Here is a 16,653-nt window from a genome sequence, read left to right on the forward strand (position 1 = left end):
CGCGATCAGTTGGCCTGGCGCCGCAAAAAGGCGGGAATTTCGATCCGGTCCTGTTCGGGATCGATCTCATCCCTTGCAGGTGCCGTAGCGTCAGATTGGCGCATAACGGGCTGTTGGCGCGGTGGTTGCGCCGGAGTATCTGCCGCGTGACCGGTCATCCGATCGATCAATCGGTTAAAGCCAAACCGGGGACGATCATGCGCTTCTTCCTGCGGCGCAGGGGTCGGCTGTGGGATCGCAGGGCGAGCCATCGAAGGGCTCCGCTCGGACGGCGGAACGTTCTGGACTGCGGCCTGCAAGCGCTGCAGCGCCTCGGGCGACGGTGTTCCCGCTGCCGGTTGAGGCTGCGGCGCGACATAGTTTTCGGACGCAGGCTCAACCGGTTCGGGGGTCGGCTCGAATTCGGCAACGCGCGGCTGATAGGCCGGCGGAGGCAAACCATCATCATCCTGCCGGGCACGCGACTGGAACTGCGGCTGGGCAGGCTCTTCCGGCGCTTCAAACAGCGAGGGTTCGCGGATCATATCTTGCTGCGGCGCTTTCTCAGCGACTTCCGCAGCAACCGGGACCTCTTCCTGCACCGACTCTTCTGCCGAAACGGTGCGGGTCAGCGGTGCCGACATAGAGCGGCGCGCGACAGGGACATCTTCCTGCTTTTCACTGGCATCGATACCGGTCGCGACAACCGATACGCGCATGCCGCCTTCCATCACGGTATCCAGTGTCGAACCAACGATGATGTTCGCCTCGGGATCCACTTCTTCGCGGATGCGGTTGGCGGCTTCGTCCAGTTCGAACAGGGTCAGGTCGTGCGAGCCGGTGATGTTGATCAGAACGCCCTTGGCACCCTTGAGGCTGATTTCGTCCAGCAGCGGGTTGGCGATCGCCTTCTCGGCGGCCTGAACCGCGCGATCTTCGCCGGTGGCCTCGCCGGTTCCCATCATCGCTTTGCCCATCTCATCCATCACGGCGCGAACATCTGCAAAGTCGAGGTTGATCAGGCCCGGACGGACCATCAGATCGGTCACGCCTTTGACGCCCTGATAGAGAACATCGTCCGCCATCGAGAACGCCTCGGTAAAGGTGGTCTTTTCGTTGGCCAGACGGAACAGGTTCTGGTTCGGGATGATGATCAGAGTGTCGACGACCTTTTGCAGCATCTCAACGCCGTCTTCGGCCTGACGCATCCGCTTGGCACCCTCAAACTGGAAGGGCTTGGTCACAACACCAACAGTCAGAACGCCCAATTCCCGTGCAGCTTGCGCGATGATCGGGGCCGCGCCTGTACCGGTGCCACCGCCCATTCCGGCGGTGATAAAGCACATATGCGCCCCAGCCAGATGATCAACAATCTGTTCAATGCTTTCTTCGGCTGCTGCCGCACCCACAGTCGGACGGGCCCCTGCCCCCAGACCTTCGGTGACTTTCACGCCCAGTTGAACCCGTGCCGAGGACTGGCTTTGTTGCAGTGCCTGTGCATCGGTGTTGGCGACCACAAAATCGACGCCGTCCAGCTGTTTCTCAATCATATTGTTGACAGCGTTGCCGCCTGCACCACCAACGCCAAATACTGTGATCCGAGGCTTCAGTTCGTCGTGCCCGGGCATCGAAAGATTCAATGTCATGCTCTGTCCGCCTGTTTTTTTGTTCCCGCCAAAGCGGTGTTTTTCTTACCTATCCACTAACAATCCTACCGTTTGAAACGGCAAACGTCACGCCAAAAATCGCGCAATTCCACAAAATATGGAGGAAATAAGGCGCTGACCGGCAGTATTTCGCAAATACCGCCAGATGTTGCGCAAAGAACTCAATGTAGCACAAAACAGGCGATTTGTGCGCGGCACTCAACCGACGCATCACCAAAGGGACTCATAAACTGTCAAACTGCGGAAAACTGCTCAGGTCCTGCCGCGGGCCTCTGTCGGGCCTTGTGGATATCTTGCGGGATAAACGAGTCAGCTGCAACCCATTTCTTTAGCTGATCGGGGCACTTGGACAATTCAAACCGTCCTCGGTGATGCTGCGCACCTCCTGGATTTCGCTGTCCGCAAAAGTGGCCAGTCGCACCATCAACTTGCCCTTATATTCGAAAGGCCACCAACACACCGCTGGCCCTTCGACTGCATCATCATAGAGAAAACAGATTTGCCCGTTCGGCGTGGTGATTTGTCCGTATACGCACCCTCTTCCCTCACGGCGCCAAACCGAAACGGTGGAGCTGAGAAATTCTTCGGTGCCAACAAGGTCGCCGCTGCGAAAGTCATGAAAGTCGACGGTTTTGCCAAGAACCGCATCCAGAAATGCCTCAGGGGTGATCCGGGTTTGCGCCTGAGCGGTCAGCGGTGTCAGGGCCAGCAGCGCTGCGACCTCTAGCTTACCAATTGTCACGGAACCAACGCACGGCCCGCTTGAACGGGCGCGCGGCATAGGTGTCGACAGGGATTTCAAAGTCCCACCATTCGTCCTGTGGGTGCGCTGCAAACAGGCTAAGCCCCACTGCGGAGGAGAACCCCGGCCCGGTCGCCGATTGCGGTAGACCATGCACACGCAGCGGCCGGCCAAGGCGAACGCGCTGCCCAAGGATGCGGGTGGCCAGTCCGTCCAGCCCCATGATCTGACTGCCACCACCGGTTAGGACGATCTGCTGGCTTGGCATATGCTCAAACCCGGCCGCATCCAGGCGGACGCGCACTTCTTCAAGAATTTCCTCGACCCGCGGGCGCATGATCCCGATCAGTTCAGCACGGCTGACGGTGCGGCGATCATGTTCCCAGTCGCCGGTATCCCCGCCGATGTCGATCAGGTCCCGATCATCCGCGCCCGTTGCGTGAACGCCGCCATTAAAGGTTTTTATCCGCTCAGCCACCGAGGCGGGAATGCCCAACCCCATCGAAATGTCCGAGGTCACATGATCACCACCCATGCGCACGCAATCGGCATAGATCATGTGCTTTTTCATAAAGATCGACACGCTGGTCGTGCCGCCACCCATGTCGATACAGGCCGCGCCCAGTTCCTGCTCATCCTCGACTAAGGCGGAAACACCAGACACATAGGCCGAGTTTGCAATTCCGGCCAATTCCAGATCGCAGCGTTTGATGCAGCGCACGATGTTTTGGATTGCAGTTGCGTCGACGGTCAGCATGTGCATGTCGACGGCAAGGCTCTGCCCCATTTGGCCGCGCGGGTCGATCAGACCTGAGCGGTTGTCCAAAGCGAAGTTTACCGGTTGGGCATGCAACACCTCGCGCCCTGCCCCGTAGTCCGGCACATCACAGGCGTTCAGGACACGGCCAACCTCTGCCTCGGTCACGACCTGACCCTCAAGATCGACCTGCGCGTCCAACCCGTAAGAGCGCGGGTTCGCACCCGAGAAGCTGGCTATCACATGATCGACCCGGATATCGGCCATCTTTTGCGCCGCCTGCAGGGCGGTTCGGATCGCCCGTTCCGTTTCCTGCATGGCGGTGACTTCGCCAAATTGAACGCCCCGCGACCGTGTGGTCGCAGCACCAATCACCCGGAACCCGGTCTGCCCGGCCATCGACCCGATGGTGTTGTCCTCGGTCAGGCGGCCGGTCCCGTCAAAGCGCAATACAAGACAGGCAATCTTGGAACTGCCAACATCTAGAATGGCGACAACACCGCGTTGCATGGCTTGTCTGCGCATCTGCCGCATGGCGCGCTGGGACTGATAAAGATCGGTCATCATGGTCGTTACTGCTCGCTACCCACTGTCACTTTTGTATTCCACCAGTCTTCGCTGGCAGCTTTGGTCATTCTTATTGTCGGACGTTGCCCAAGGCGCATGTCGACCACCGCGACGTCGCGTTCCAAAAGGTCCTGCACCTCATTCACGGCCAGAACGCGTTCCAACGCGCGTACGGGGCGTTCGGTTGGCAACATGATGCGTTGGCCGCGGTCCATAACCAGGTCCCAGCGACGTTCACCAATCCGGACCAATCCGCGCACACGACCGCCGAGGCTGCGGGCGGTTGTCAGCAATTCAAGCGCCTCACCTACGTGACCGTCTGCACCTTTGCCCGCGATCAGAGGTAAATTAGAGTGATCCTTGCGCGACGCGATGCGTTCCACATGCGCGCCGGTCTCATCCAGCAATTCGATCCCACGGCGCGTACGCCAGACGATGACGGGCTGACGCTCGACAACATCCACCTGCAGAATGCCGCCCGGGCGCACCCGTACCGTGGCGGATTTGACCGGATTCAGCCCAGTAATCGTATCGCGGATTTGCTCAACATCCAGATCCCATGAGCTGACAGGGAAATCCAGCGGCACGACCTCACGAATATCCTCGGACAGGTTGGTCCCTGCCCCGTCAATGGCCATCAGATTGACCATGAACTCTGGCCGTTGCTGAATCGAAGTCTTGATGTCGATGACATAGGCCACCACCGCATCGCGACGCTCTTGCGAGCCGAAATAGATGCCAACTGCGGCGCAAACGGCAAACACCGGCAGGCCAATCTTTAGGCTGCGCCGAACGCCCCGCGTCAGCAACCAGCGCTGCAGGCGGTAGCTGAGGCGCGACGGGGCCGGGTCGAGGCGATCGCCCTTGCGGCCAAACATTCCGCGCAACCGCAATTTGGGTTCGGCTCCGGTACGCGCGCCGGATTCGAATTCGGCATCGGGACCGGCCAGTTGCTTGGGCCGGTGAACCACAGGCGCTCGGGTGGCTCTTAGCGGTCGCATGATGCGTCCTCCACCATCCAGGCGCAAAGCTGCCCGAAACTCATCCCCAGATGTGCGGCCTGTTCAGGCACCAGTGACGTCGGCGTCATGCCGGGCTGAGTGTTGGTCTCGAGCAGGAAAAGCCCATCGGCACCCATACTGTCATCCCAGCGGAAATCCGTACGGCTTACGCCTTTGCATCCCAGCGCGGAATGAGCGCGCAATGCGTAGTCCATGCACAGGCCAAAAATCTCGGTCGGTACGTCAGCGGGCAAAACATGCCACGATCCGCCGGGCTTGTACTTGGCGTCATAATCGTACCAACCGCCATCGGTCATGATCTCGGTAACCGTTACGGCCTTGTCGTTCATCACCGTCACGGTCAACTCGCGTCCGGCAATGTACTTCTCGACCATAACCTGATCGGGCATTTCATGCGAAAGTTGCGGAGGGCCATTAGACCCTTCATGCACGATGTAGATCCCAACGCTGGAGCCTTCGTTGTTGGGCTTGGCCACGTAAGGAGGCTCCATCACATGAACCTTAACTACCTCAACCTTTGGTACGATCACGCTGGCAACAACGGGTAGGCCCTCGGCCTCAAACACCTCTTTGCTGCGCTGCTTGTCCATCGCCAGCGCCGAGGCCAGAACGCCAGAGTGCGTGTACGGAATGCGCATCCATTCCAGCAGACCCTGAACACAGCCATCCTCGCCCCAGCGGCCATGAAGGGCGTTAAACACAACGTCTGGTTTGATTTCCAAAAGGCGCGCATAGAGGTCAGGACCTGCGTCCAGCTCAACTACTTCAAAGCCTTCTCCCACAAGGGCGGCCGCGCATTCGCGCCCAGAGCTGAGAGACACCTCGCGTTCCTTCGAGGGTCCACCCATCAATACCGCCACTTTGGGGATTGTCCTGCTCGACATACCCAACGTGCGCCTCAATGTCTCCGGACCTTATGTGGTGGTCCGTACTGCGTTTATCTCCTTGATCCGTCGCCTTAATTTGCCTGTTATGGTCTGACGGTCAGGGCTTTATTCTGTCAACGGATCACCGATCCGCATGATTTCCCACTCTAGCGTGATGCCGCTTGTTTCGTAAACCTTTTTTCGCACCTCTTCGCCCAGACCTTCGAGGTCAGCGGCAGAGGCATCACCGGTATTGATCAGGAAATTCGAGTGCTTTTCGCTCATCTGTGCGCCGCCGCGCGTCGCGCCGCGCATGCCCGCATCGTCAATGACCTTCCATGCCTTAAGGTCGTGTACATCATCCGCCCGCCCGGTCGAAGAAAACCCTGCCGGGTTGCGGAAGGTTGACCCGGCGCTGCGGTCTTTGGTCGGCTGGGTTTCGTCGCGTTTTTGCAACTGCGCGGACATCCGGGCGTGCAGCTCTTCCGGATCGCCGGATGGACCTTCGAAAGTGGCCGAGATCAGCACCGCGCCTTCGGGCAGATCGGACTGGCGATAACGAAAATTCAGGTCTTCCGGAGCCAGTTCCACAAGCTCTCCCTGCCGGGTAACTATGGTCGCCTTGCGCAGCACGTCTGCCGTGTAGCTGCCATAACACCCTGCGTTCATCCGCACCGCACCGCCAATTGAGCCCGGGATGGTACGCAAAAAGGTCAAGTCCACGCCCTCATCCGCCGCCTTGCGCGCCACATGCGCATCCAACGCAGCTGCTCCGGCGGTAACGATGTTTCCCTTTACCGAGATAGCATTGAACCCGCGCCCCAATCGGATCACAACCGCGCGCAGACCGCCATCACGCACAATCAGGTTTGACCCGACCCCCATCGGGAAAACCGAAATATCTGCGGGTAACCCATTCAGGAAACTCTGTAAGTCTTCTATGTCAGCTGGCTGGAACAGATAATCCGCCGGACCGCCAACGCGCAGCCATGTCAGATCATTGAGGGATCTCTGCTCGGTAAGTCTACCGCGAACCGGGAATGAAGTAAGTGTCATCGGCCTCTTCTATAACTGGCTTTCGTGGATGTCATCCTTCGAACAAACAATGATCAATGATTATCCCGCATCTTCTTAAGGGCACCAATCAACCCACCTAAGATGGCTCCCGCCAGAGCGGGAAGTACCAATGACCACGTCAAAATGACCGCCAAAAAATCAGCGTCTTCTGGCGGGCCGTCGTTACCAGGGGGGAAGAGATATGCGATGCTCATAGCTGATACCACGATTGCCACAATCACGATCCACGCAAATCCGCTCCTAAACAACAAATGGGCGACGGTTGTAGTGGCAAGAAAAGAAACAACACCCAGGAAACATAAGGCGATTAATGCAGCTGTCATTCAAAACTGCGCCCCATCCGCCGTACCCACCGCCCCAAATAGATCACCGGCCAACGCAGCACCGACATTCCTGCGGCCAAAACGATCAGTCCAATCCATGGGCCGTTTTGCAAGGTGACGTAACCCAATATCGGAATCCCCACAGCGATCAAAACATAGGCGCGCGTCCAGTGGTTGTCCTTGCTGGGGATCATCGCCAGCACATTCGCCGAAATTCCCCAAAGCGCAGCGAGGGCGATCGACAAATTCATTCCTCGACCTCTAGCCCGGTCCAGCGGCGCCAGTAATAGCGAATGGGATTGCGGAACATGGATGCAAAGGCGGCAAAGGCCAGCACCGAAAAAAACCAGCCAAAGTCATGGCCTAACCAGACGATCAGCGCAGGTGCAGAAATAAACAGCACAACGCCCGGCGGAAATTGAAGGCGCATCGGCAGCATGGCCACGACCGTTGAGGCCAAAACCCACAAGCCAGCAAAAAGCACTGAATATACCAACTGCCCCTCCGAGGACGATCATTGCTGCAACTGCAACATCACACTTTAAAGTTGCAATGCTAGAGAGTCCATTCCATCAAACGGCTTGCTTTTGTCGCAGCCTTTCTGGCAGCCCGTTGGCCCAAGTGCTGATCGTACCAGCGCCGAGACAGACGACCATGTCGCCGGGGCGGGCCTGTTCGCGCACAAGGCGCTCCAGATCGTTTTCGTTCAGCAATGCACGCGCGTGGCGGTGGCCGTGACGGATCAGGCCCTGCACCAGATCATCTCTACTGACTCCTTCGATCGGGTCCTCTCCGGCAGAGAAAACATCGGCGATGGCAACAACGTCCGCGTCATTGAAGCAGGTGCAGAAATCGTCAAACAGATTGGACAGGCGCGAGTACCGGTGCGGTTGGTGCACGGCGATAACGCGCCCGTCGGTTGCCTGACGCGCGGCTTTTAGAACGGCTGCGATTTCTACCGGGTGGTGGCCGTAATCGTCGATGATGGTAACGCCATCGACCTCTCCGACTTTGGTGAAGCGGCGGTTGACGCCACCGAAATTGGCCAGCGCATCGCGGATTTCAGAGGCCTTCATGCCCAGATGGCGGGCAACGGCCACTGCAGACAGCGCGTTCGAGACATTGTGGTCGCCGGGCATCGGCAATGTGCAGCCTTCGATCACCTTGTCTTCGTACTGAAGGTGGATGTCGAAATGCGCCACGCCGCCCTTGTAGGTCAGGTTCAAGGCGCGCACATCGGCCTGCGCGTTGAACCCATAGGTCCGGACACGGCGGTCGGTGATACGTCCAACCAATGTCTGCACTTCGGCGTGGTCCGTGCAGCACACAGCCAGACCGTAGAATGGCAGGTTTGATACGAACTCGTAGAACCCGTCGCGCAGTTGGTCGAAGTCACCCCAATGCTCCATATGCTCGGGGTCGATATTCGTAACAATGGCAATGGTCGCGGGCAGTCGGTTGAACGAACCGTCGGATTCGTCGGCCTCGACCACCATCCATTCACCCTGCCCCATCCGTGCGTTCGAACCGTAGGCGTGGATGATGCCGCCATTGATGACGGTCGGATCGAAATCGCCGGCCACCATCAGCTCGGCCATCATGGTGGTCGTGGTGGTCTTGCCGTGGGTTCCGGCAATAGCGATGTTGGATTTCAGGCGCATCAGCTCGGCCAGCATGTCGGCGCGACGAACAACCGGCAGGCCTTGCGCCCGGGCGCCGTCCAGCTCGGGGTTGCCAGGCTTGATCGCAGTCGACACCACGACAACGGCCGCGTTTTCAAGGTTTTCGGCACGCTGGCCGACAAATATCTCAGCCCCAAGGCTCGCAAGACGATCGGTGATCTTGGACGCCTTCAGGTCGGACCCCTGCACGCGGTAACCGAGGTTCAGCAAAACCTCGGCAATGCCCGACATCCCAATCCCGCCGATCCCCACAAAGTGAATCGACCCTACGTCTTGCGGCAGTTTGGTTGCAGGATTCATGTGGTCTCCTTCTGCGCCAGTTGTTCGACAAGGGCCGTCAGACGTTCAGTCGCGTCGGGGGCACCGGTCGAGAGGGCGGCATGGGCCATCTTTTGGGCGGCTTCGGGGTTGGTCAGAACGGCGCTGATTTGCTCGGCAAGCGCGGAAACGTCAAGTGCGTTTTCCGGGATCATGATCGCGCCGCCTGCCTGAACCAATCCTCGCGCATTGGCGGTCTGATGGTCGCCTGCGGCTGCGGCAAACGGGATCAGGATCGATGGACGTCCGATGACCGAGATATCCGCCACACTGGATGCGCCGGACCGGCTGATGACAAGTTGTGCATCCGACATGCGACGCGGAACGTCGTCGAAAAAAGGTTTGACCTCGGCCCGGATGCCACGTTCGGCATAGAACGCCGTAACACGTTCCCCGTCTTCGTCGCGGGCCTGATGTGCGACCCGGATATGGCTGCGGAGGTCGTCAGGCAGGGCAGCAATCGCGCCAGGGACAATATCGCTGAGAATGCGCGCACCCTGACTGCCGCCTATAACCAGAATAGACATAGGATAGTCGCCCGGTGGGATGTAACCTGCGGCCTCGCGCTCAAGCACGGCGGCGCGGACCGGGTTTCCGGTGTGGATGCCATTGGCCCCTTCGGGCAGATCGGTCGGCCAGACACCACAGGCGACGTTGGCAACACGCGTGGCAAACAATTGGTTCACGCGCCCCAGAACCCCATTCTGTTCGTGGATCATGCGCGGAACTTTCAGCATCGTCGCGGCCCCCAAAGCCGGGATCGACGGGTATCCGCCAAAGCCCACGACAACGTCCGGTTTGTCTCGCATCATCTGGAACGCCATGCTGCTGACGCCGCCCGCAATCCTTGGGCCGACCAATGCCTTAGCGGCCAGTCCGCCCCGCGAGAAGGTGGCAGAGGCAACCTCGACAATCTCCACCGTTTGCGGAAAGGCGCCTGTGTAGCGCGCGCCACGCTCATCCGTGGACAGGCGCACGCGCCAGCCTTTATTCAGCATCGCTTCGGCCAACGCCTGCGCCGGGAACATATGGCCCCCGGTGCCGCCAGCCGCAATCAACAGGTAAGGTTTCCCCATTATCCTCTTCCGCGTAGAATATCGCCAAGTTCGCCCTGTGGGCGGCTTCTGGTGAAGGCCAGCAGCATTCCTACAGCGATGCCGCCCGCAATCAGCGACGACCCACCATAGCTGACAAAGGGCAGCGTCATGCCCTTGGCAGGCAGCAGACGCACGGCCACACCCATGTTGATCATGGCCTGAACGCCAAACATGCAGGCCAGACCGGTCCCGGCCAGACGGATGAACATATCGCGCTCGCGCATCAGCCGCAGAAGCGAGCGTACAACGATCAGTGAATACAGCGCGATGATGATCAGCACCAGGATCAGCCCGTATTCCTCGGCCGCCACGGCGATGATGAAATCCGTATGGGCATCGGGCAAGGACCACTTCACCTGTCCCTCACCCACGCCGACACCGAACAGACCGCCTTCGCGGATGGCGTTCGTGGCATAGCCAAGCTGGGTGGTCGGGTCGACCTCCTGGTTCAAGAAGCCATCAATACGGCGGGCAAAGTGTTCCGAATTCGAATATGCGAACATACCCCCCAGGACAACGACGCCCGCCATACCAACCAGCAGCAGCATCGGGGCACCGGCCACAAAGTACATCACACCCCATCCAAACAGGATCAGGCAGGCCTGACCGAAGTCCGGTTGCAAAACCAGCATCGCCACAATCGCAATACACAGCGCAAATGACCACAACCGACCCGGAGGGCCGTTGATCTGTTGCGACGCAGCCAGCAGCCACGCGGCCACGACGACAAATCCGGGTTTCAGAAATTCCGACGGCTGCAAAGATGCAAAGCCCAGCGAGTACCAGCGCACCGCGCCTTTTCCGAAATCCGTTCCGAAGACGGGCAGAAAGGCCAGCGCCACAAACGAGGCAAGGAACCCAAGTACTGCCAATCGGCGCACCAGTGTCGGCGACATCATCGACGTCAGCAGCATCGCAATCAGCGCCAGTCCGCCGAACAGCGCCTGCCGTTCGACATAGTGGAACGGATCAAACCCGTTGCGCCCTGCCAGTGGTGGTGATGAGGCCAGCCCCAGCAACAATCCGATGACAAACAGGATCAGAACGCAGGACATCGTCCAGCGATCAATCGTCCGCCACCATTTCGGAAGAATCGGTTCTCCGCGCTGGTCCTGGACCGCGCCATACACCATCTCAGTCATGAGATACCGCCACTATCTGCCTCGTTAACGTCCCGTTTTTCGGGATCTGATTGAGAGTCTACAGGGATTTTTGCGTTTGGGCTAGCGGAATGAATAAGGATGGAGAAATCTGCTCATCGTTGCGGCTGAGCGGGGGAACACCTACCGGACTTTATCATGAAAAAGCTCGTCATGACGTTTCTTGATCTTGGGCCAGACTTCGGCAACCGCCGGGACATTCAGGCCAAAGTCATACTTCAGGCAGTCAACCAACTCCTTTGGTGTCGAAATGGTTTCCTCACGTATTCTCATAGTATCAATCGTCCTCATCACCAGACCGCGTAGTATGATATGCCTGTTGGTATAACGCCTTTGCGCGGTCAGGGTGCGTAGAAATGGCGAGTTGGGATCGGTCTGCAAATGTCGACTGGCAGACTGGAACAAGCTTGGTTCGACACTTTCCTGAGTAAACCAATAGCCTGTTTCCCCTCCGCCTGCGCTTTCTGAATATTGAACAAAGCCATCACGCTGGGCGGTTAGCGAAATATTGTAAGGCTGCTGCAATCCCGTGAATGGTTCCAGCGGGATTGGAGTAGACATCGCGCCACCAAATCCAACATCAACAAGCAAATGCTCATCGCACTTGACCTTCAAAAGCATATGATCCGGTGCCTGATCTGGAGAAGGTTTGTCCGGGCCGACGTATCCAGCCAGGTATGACACCTGAAATCCGATTTCCTGCAGTACCCAACTGAAAAGAGAGTTTAGCTCAAAACACCATCCGCCACGTTTCCGCGCAACGACTTTTTCAAACACGTCGTTCTGATCAAACGAAACCGGAACCCCCAATTGTTGATCGATATTTTCGAAAGCAACCATCCTTAGTTGCGCCGCGAAGAGATTGTCGAGCGTCACCCGATCTGGCTTTAGGTCGCCCGAATACGCTATTCGGTCCAAGTAGTTTTTCAAATCCATTTAAGCACCCTCAAAAGCACTGCACTGTTTGGCGTCATAAACTTGCTTGTAATTCCTCAAGCTAGGTTGAGCTCAAGACAAAATTCTGGATCGTTCATCTGAGACTTTGACCCCTTGCCTTCCTTTGCGATCCAAGCCATGCGCAGCACATGACCTATGACACGATCATCCTTGGCGCCGGTGCAACCGGTATGATGTGCGCCGCCCATTGCGGCGGGCGCGTTTTGGTGATCGACCACGCCAAGGCTGCCGGAGAGAAAATTCGTATCTCGGGCGGTGGGCGCTGCAACTTCACCAACATGTACGCGGGACCGGGAAACTTCCTGTCGCAGAATCCGCATTTCTGCAAATCCGCGCTGGCGCGGTATACGCAATGGGATTTCATTGATCTGGTCGGTCGACACGGCATTGCGTGGCATGAGAAAACGCTGGGGCAACTGTTCTGCGATGGGTCATCAAAACAGATCATCCAAATGTTGCTGGATGAGATGGAGCGCGCCGGGGCGGAATTGTGGGTTCGGACTGAACTGAAGAACCTGCGTAAGACCGATGGCGGATTTTCTGTTGACCTCGAATGTGAAGGGCAGCGGCATAGCCTTAATTGCACCAACCTCGTGCTGGCTACTGGCGGCAAGTCGATCCCCAAGATGGGCGCGACCGGGCTGGCCTACGAAATTGCGCGCCAGTTCGGACTATCGATAACCGAAACGCGGGCGGCACTCGTGCCGTTTACGTTTTCGGATGGTAAATTCAAGGACCTGTCTGGCGTATCCCTACCCGCGCGGCTGTCGAATGACCGGACCAGCTTTGACGAGGCTTTGCTGTTCACCCATCGCGGGCTTAGTGGACCATCGGTTCTGCAGTTGTCTTCCTATTGGCGCGAAGGCGAGGCGGTCCGCGTAAACCTGATCCCGGATCTGCCGCTGTTTGATTTGCTGCGGGATCAGCGGCAAAGCGGCGGACGCAAGGCGCTGACCACGGAACTTGCGCGCCACCTGCCCGGGCGTCTGGTCGAGTACCTGAGCCATCATATCCCCATGCCAGGCAATCTGGCCGATCAGTCGGACGCCGCGCTGTCCGAACTGATCGCAGCACTGTCCGACTGGCAGCTTACCCCCTCGGGCACCGAAGGGTATCGTACGGCCGAGGTGACGCTGGGCGGGATTGACACTGATAACTTGTCGTCAAAAACGATGGAGGCCAGGGATGTCCCCGGCCTCTATGCGATTGGCGAAGCGGTGGATGTCACCGGATGGCTGGGCGGTTACAACTTCCAATGGGCGTGGTCCTCGGGCCACGCCGCAGGAATTGCAATCGCCGGGCAGAGTTAGCCGACGACGTTGTAGCCACGTCCGCGCATGCAGTTGCGCACGATAACTTCTTTGTTCTGGTTTTTGTTAATCACGTCTGCGCCGGCGCCAACAAGCGCACCGGCAACTGCCGCACGGCCCAGATTGTCACTGCTGTCCTGAACAATCCCGGTTACAGCCGCCGCACCTGCCGCGCCTATCGCTGCGTTTCCTGCGGTAGAGCCATCAACGCTGGCTTGTGATGCCGCCAGTTGTTGGCACTGCTGAAGGTCTACGTTGTAGTTCGGGCCGATCGGGCCGTCGACGATTGGTTGATAATTGGCACCTGTGTTGGTGCAGGCACCGGCAACGAGAATGGCAGGCAGGATCAGAGAAAACTTACGAAATGGCATAGTCATAACCTCGTGTTGAATTTGCAGGCAAGCAAAACCAATAATGATGGCGCGTCAAGCTGATAGCATCGCAGCTTGGCCCAACCGGCGGTCTATTGCAAATGGCTATTCCGGAAGCCGTTGCCTGACTTCCGCTACAAAGTCCTCTCCGCGCTGCTCGAAATTGTCATATTGGTCGAAACTGGCCGCGGCTGGCGCAAGCAGGACTGTCTCGCCGGGTTGGGCATCCTTCATGGCTTGCTCAACAGCCACGGACATGGTGGTGCAAACCAGCGCATCGGCCTTAAGTTGCATGGCGAAACTCGCGGCCTCGCGACCAATGACATAAGCTTTGACCACCTGGTCTGCGGCTGCGTTCAGAGCGGCGACACCGCCTTCCTTCTCAAGCCCCCCACAGACCCAGCGGACCTTCCTGAAAGCGCTCAACGCCTTGAGAGCGCTGTCCACATTGGTGGCTTTTGAGTCATTCACATAAGTAATACCGCCTACCTCGGCGATGATCTGACTGCGATGCGGCAGGCCCGGATAGCTGTGCAGCGCGTCTTCGATTACGCGCGGTGCCAGCCCAAGCGCGCGACAGGCGGCATAGGCCGAACAGGCGTTTTGGTGGTTATGTGCGCCGGGAAGGCCCGTGATTCCGCGCAGGTCAATCGAGCCCGCTTGCCGTCCCTTACGGTATTCCGACAAGAACCCTTTACGCGCAAACACCTGCCATCCGGGTCCCGTCAGTTTGCGCGCAACCGACACCCGGATAACCCGATCGTCTGCGCGGCCCTCTGCCAGTTGACCGGCCAAAAACGCGCCCTCTTTCTCGTCAATGCCAATCACGGCGCGGTCCGGGCCACCTTCGGCGAACAACCGACGCTTGGCGGCAAAATAGCCCCCCATCCCGCCGTGGCGGTCAAGATGGTCGGGCGACAGGTTGGTGAAAACGGCCACGTCCGGGGTAAGGGCCCGGGCCAGTTCTGTTTGATAGCTGGACAGCTCCAGCACAACGACCGAACCGTCACCACCCGGATCAATATCCAGCACGCCACGACCGATATTACCCGCCAGCTGTGCCTCGCGCCCGGCTTCGGTCAGGATATGGTGGATCAAAGCCGCGGTGGTCGATTTCCCGTTCGACCCGGTCACCGCGATCACACGCGGCGGAGAGTCATAATTGTTCCACTCAGGCCCTGCAAAGGATCGGAAAAACAGCCCGATGTCGTTATCGACCGGGACACCGGCCTCAAGCGCCGCAGCCACAATTGGATTGGGGTCAGGATAGAGATGAGGAATACCGGGCGAAACGATCAGCGTGGCGATATCGTCAAACGCTCCATGACGGCGCAGATCGGCACAGACGAACCCTTCAGCCTCAGCCACTTCCCGGGCGGCAGGGTTGTCATCCCAACACACAGGCTCAGCTTTACCTGCCTGCAGGGCACGCGCCGTGGCCAGCCCCGACCGGCCAAGCCCCAGAACCGCAACCTTCTGCCCTGAAAACCCTTTGACCGGGATCATACTGCCTACCTTTTAGTGACTTAAATTTGGCCGCCACACTGCACCGAAGAAATCACCGATGGCAAGGGTGGCAAAAGGCTCGCGCTTCAGCGCGAGCCGGGCCCAACAGGTGACAGGTGGACCGCAGGTCCGCCGAACCTGACGGGAGCGTTACCGGACTTTCAGCGTTGCCAGACCGATCATTGCCAGGATTAGCGAGATGATCCAGAACCGGATCACGATCGTCGGCTCTGCCCAGCCCTTTTTCTCGTAATGGTGATGGATCGGCGCCATCAGGAACACCCGACGTCCAGTACGTTTGAAATACAGCACTTGGATGATCACGCTCAGCGCTTCGACCACGAACAAACCACCTACAATCGCCAAAACCAGTTCGTGCTTGGTGGCTACCGCGATGGCACCCAATGCACCGCCCAGAGCCAGCGATCCGGTGTCGCCCATGAACACCGCAGCTGGTGGCGCGTTGTACCAAAGGAAGCCAAGACCGGCACCGAACAGGGCCGAGGTAAAGACGAAAATCTCACCTGTTCCGGGCACGTAATGGACATCCAGGTATTCGGTAAAGTCGACCCGTCCAACGGCATAGGCAATCACTCCCAGCGTCGAAGCCGCAATCATCGCCGGCATGATGGCCAGACCATCCAGACCATCGGTCAGGTTCACAGCGTTGGCTGCACCTACGATCACTACGATCGAGAAGGGTATGTAGAACATGCCCAGATTGATCAGTGTATCCTTGAAAATGGGCAGCGCCAGCTGGTTCTGAAGGGCCTCGGGATGGTGCAGCGTAGCCCAGGCCGAGGCCAGAACTGCGATGATAACCCCCAGTGCCATACGCATTTTACCCGAAACGCCCTTGGTGTTCTGTTTCGACACCTTCGCATAGTCATCAGCAAACCCGATCGCCGCATAGGCCAGCGTTACAAACAGAACCATCCAGACATAGGGATTGTCCCACCGTGCCCAGATCAATGTCGATGTCATCAGCGCGCCCACGATCAGCAGCCCGCCCATCGTCGGTGTGCCCGCCTTCGAAAAATGCCCTTCGGGCCCATCATCCCGGATCGGCTGGCCCTTGCCCTGCTTTTTGCGCAGCACGTTGATCAGCGGTTTGCCGAAGAGAAAACCGAAAATCAGCGCGGTCAAAAAGGCGCCGCCTGCGCGGAACGTGATATAGCGGAAGAGGTTGAAAAAATCCCCTCCGTCCGACAGGGCGGTCAACCAATAGAGCATTTCAAAACCTTTCTCACAC

Annotated in this window: 17 protein-coding genes; 1 reads left to right on the forward strand and 16 read right to left on the reverse strand. The window is 58.4% G+C overall.

The features are described 5' to 3' along the window. Positions 1-5: 5 nt before the first annotated feature. The 13 genes from ftsZ to AC2FJE_RS06825 all read right to left on the reverse strand — a co-directional run bounded on the left by ftsZ (position 6) and on the right by AC2FJE_RS06825 (position 12,193). Complete coding sequence (ftsZ, locus tag AC2FJE_RS06765) at positions 6-1,625, reverse strand: cell division protein FtsZ (protein ID WP_282119138.1); 1,620 nt, start codon at positions 1,623-1,625, stop codon at positions 6-8. A 349-nt stretch (positions 1,626-1,974) separates the two neighbouring features. Further along, the gene (locus tag AC2FJE_RS06770; RefSeq protein WP_496754983.1) at positions 1,975-2,388 is read right to left on the reverse strand and encodes a hypothetical protein; all 414 of its coding nucleotides are present in this window, start codon (positions 2,386-2,388) and stop codon (positions 1,975-1,977) included. Then, positions 2,375-3,709, reverse strand: coding sequence for a cell division protein FtsA (gene ftsA, locus AC2FJE_RS06775; RefSeq protein ID WP_282151894.1), 1,335 nt, complete (start codon positions 3,707-3,709; stop codon positions 2,375-2,377). Before ftsA ends, AC2FJE_RS06770 begins: the two co-directional genes overlap by 14 nt. Before the next feature lie 8 nt (positions 3,710-3,717). Further along, on the reverse strand, positions 3,718-4,713 hold the full coding sequence (locus tag AC2FJE_RS06780) for a cell division protein FtsQ/DivIB (RefSeq protein WP_496754984.1): 996 nt from the start codon (positions 4,711-4,713) through the stop codon (positions 3,718-3,720). Beyond that, entirely contained in the window at positions 4,701-5,618 is a 918-nt protein-coding gene (locus tag AC2FJE_RS06785; RefSeq protein ID WP_496754985.1) for a D-alanine--D-alanine ligase, read from the reverse strand. The genes AC2FJE_RS06780 and AC2FJE_RS06785 overlap by 13 nt, the downstream gene beginning before the upstream one ends. Positions 5,619-5,726: 108 nt before the next feature. Beyond that, entirely contained in the window at positions 5,727-6,656 is a 930-nt protein-coding gene (gene murB, locus AC2FJE_RS06790; protein WP_496754986.1) for a UDP-N-acetylmuramate dehydrogenase, read from the reverse strand. A 53-nt stretch (positions 6,657-6,709) separates the two neighbouring features. Beyond that, the gene (locus tag AC2FJE_RS06795) at positions 6,710-7,000 is read right to left on the reverse strand and encodes a hypothetical protein (protein ID WP_496760805.1); all 291 of its coding nucleotides are present in this window, start codon (positions 6,998-7,000) and stop codon (positions 6,710-6,712) included. Continuing rightward, positions 6,997-7,251 (reverse strand): DUF2484 family protein, encoded by a 255-nt coding sequence (locus AC2FJE_RS06800; RefSeq protein ID WP_496695904.1) that lies wholly within the window; start codon positions 7,249-7,251, stop codon positions 6,997-6,999. The genes AC2FJE_RS06795 and AC2FJE_RS06800 overlap by 4 nt, the downstream gene beginning before the upstream one ends. After that, entirely contained in the window at positions 7,248-7,496 is a 249-nt protein-coding gene (locus tag AC2FJE_RS06805; RefSeq protein ID WP_496760806.1) for a DUF2484 family protein, read from the reverse strand. Before AC2FJE_RS06805 ends, AC2FJE_RS06800 begins: the two co-directional genes overlap by 4 nt. 76 nt (positions 7,497-7,572) lie before the next feature. Continuing rightward, positions 7,573-8,982: a UDP-N-acetylmuramate--L-alanine ligase gene (gene murC / locus AC2FJE_RS06810; protein WP_496754990.1), complete on the reverse strand. Its 1,410-nt coding sequence runs from the start codon at positions 8,980-8,982 to the stop codon at positions 7,573-7,575. After that, entirely contained in the window at positions 8,979-10,076 is a 1,098-nt protein-coding gene (locus tag AC2FJE_RS06815; RefSeq protein WP_496754992.1) for a UDP-N-acetylglucosamine--N-acetylmuramyl-(pentapeptide) pyrophosphoryl-undecaprenol N-acetylglucosamine transferase, read from the reverse strand. The genes murC and AC2FJE_RS06815 overlap by 4 nt, the downstream gene beginning before the upstream one ends. After that, positions 10,076-11,239, reverse strand: a complete 1,164-nt coding sequence (gene ftsW / locus AC2FJE_RS06820) for a putative lipid II flippase FtsW (protein WP_058279575.1) — start codon at positions 11,237-11,239, stop codon at positions 10,076-10,078. The genes AC2FJE_RS06815 and ftsW overlap by 1 nt, the downstream gene beginning before the upstream one ends. Before the next feature lie 141 nt (positions 11,240-11,380). Then, positions 11,381-12,193, reverse strand: coding sequence for an arylamine N-acetyltransferase family protein (locus AC2FJE_RS06825; protein WP_496695910.1), 813 nt, complete (start codon positions 12,191-12,193; stop codon positions 11,381-11,383). A 149-nt stretch (positions 12,194-12,342) separates the two neighbouring features. Between AC2FJE_RS06825 and AC2FJE_RS06830 the strand changes: the two genes are divergently transcribed. Further along, entirely contained in the window at positions 12,343-13,524 is a 1,182-nt protein-coding gene (locus tag AC2FJE_RS06830) for a BaiN/RdsA family NAD(P)/FAD-dependent oxidoreductase (protein ID WP_496695912.1), read from the forward strand. Here the strand turns inward: AC2FJE_RS06830 and AC2FJE_RS06835 are convergent. The 3 genes from AC2FJE_RS06835 to mraY all read right to left on the reverse strand — a co-directional run bounded on the left by AC2FJE_RS06835 (position 13,521) and on the right by mraY (position 16,634). Next, positions 13,521-13,895 (reverse strand): glycine zipper family protein, encoded by a 375-nt coding sequence (locus AC2FJE_RS06835; protein ID WP_233493524.1) that lies wholly within the window; start codon positions 13,893-13,895, stop codon positions 13,521-13,523. The two genes, AC2FJE_RS06830 and AC2FJE_RS06835, sit on opposite strands and share 4 nt — an antisense overlap. A 105-nt stretch (positions 13,896-14,000) precedes the next feature. Continuing rightward, on the reverse strand, positions 14,001-15,401 hold the full coding sequence (gene murD / locus AC2FJE_RS06840) for a UDP-N-acetylmuramoyl-L-alanine--D-glutamate ligase (protein ID WP_496754996.1): 1,401 nt from the start codon (positions 15,399-15,401) through the stop codon (positions 14,001-14,003). A gap of 150 nt (positions 15,402-15,551) precedes the next feature. Continuing rightward, entirely contained in the window at positions 15,552-16,634 is a 1,083-nt protein-coding gene (mraY, locus tag AC2FJE_RS06845) for a phospho-N-acetylmuramoyl-pentapeptide-transferase (RefSeq protein WP_058274330.1), read from the reverse strand. Between the last annotated feature and the right edge of the window lie 19 nt (positions 16,635-16,653).

It is taken from the genome of Ruegeria sp. CDSC002 (genome assembly GCF_059610905.1).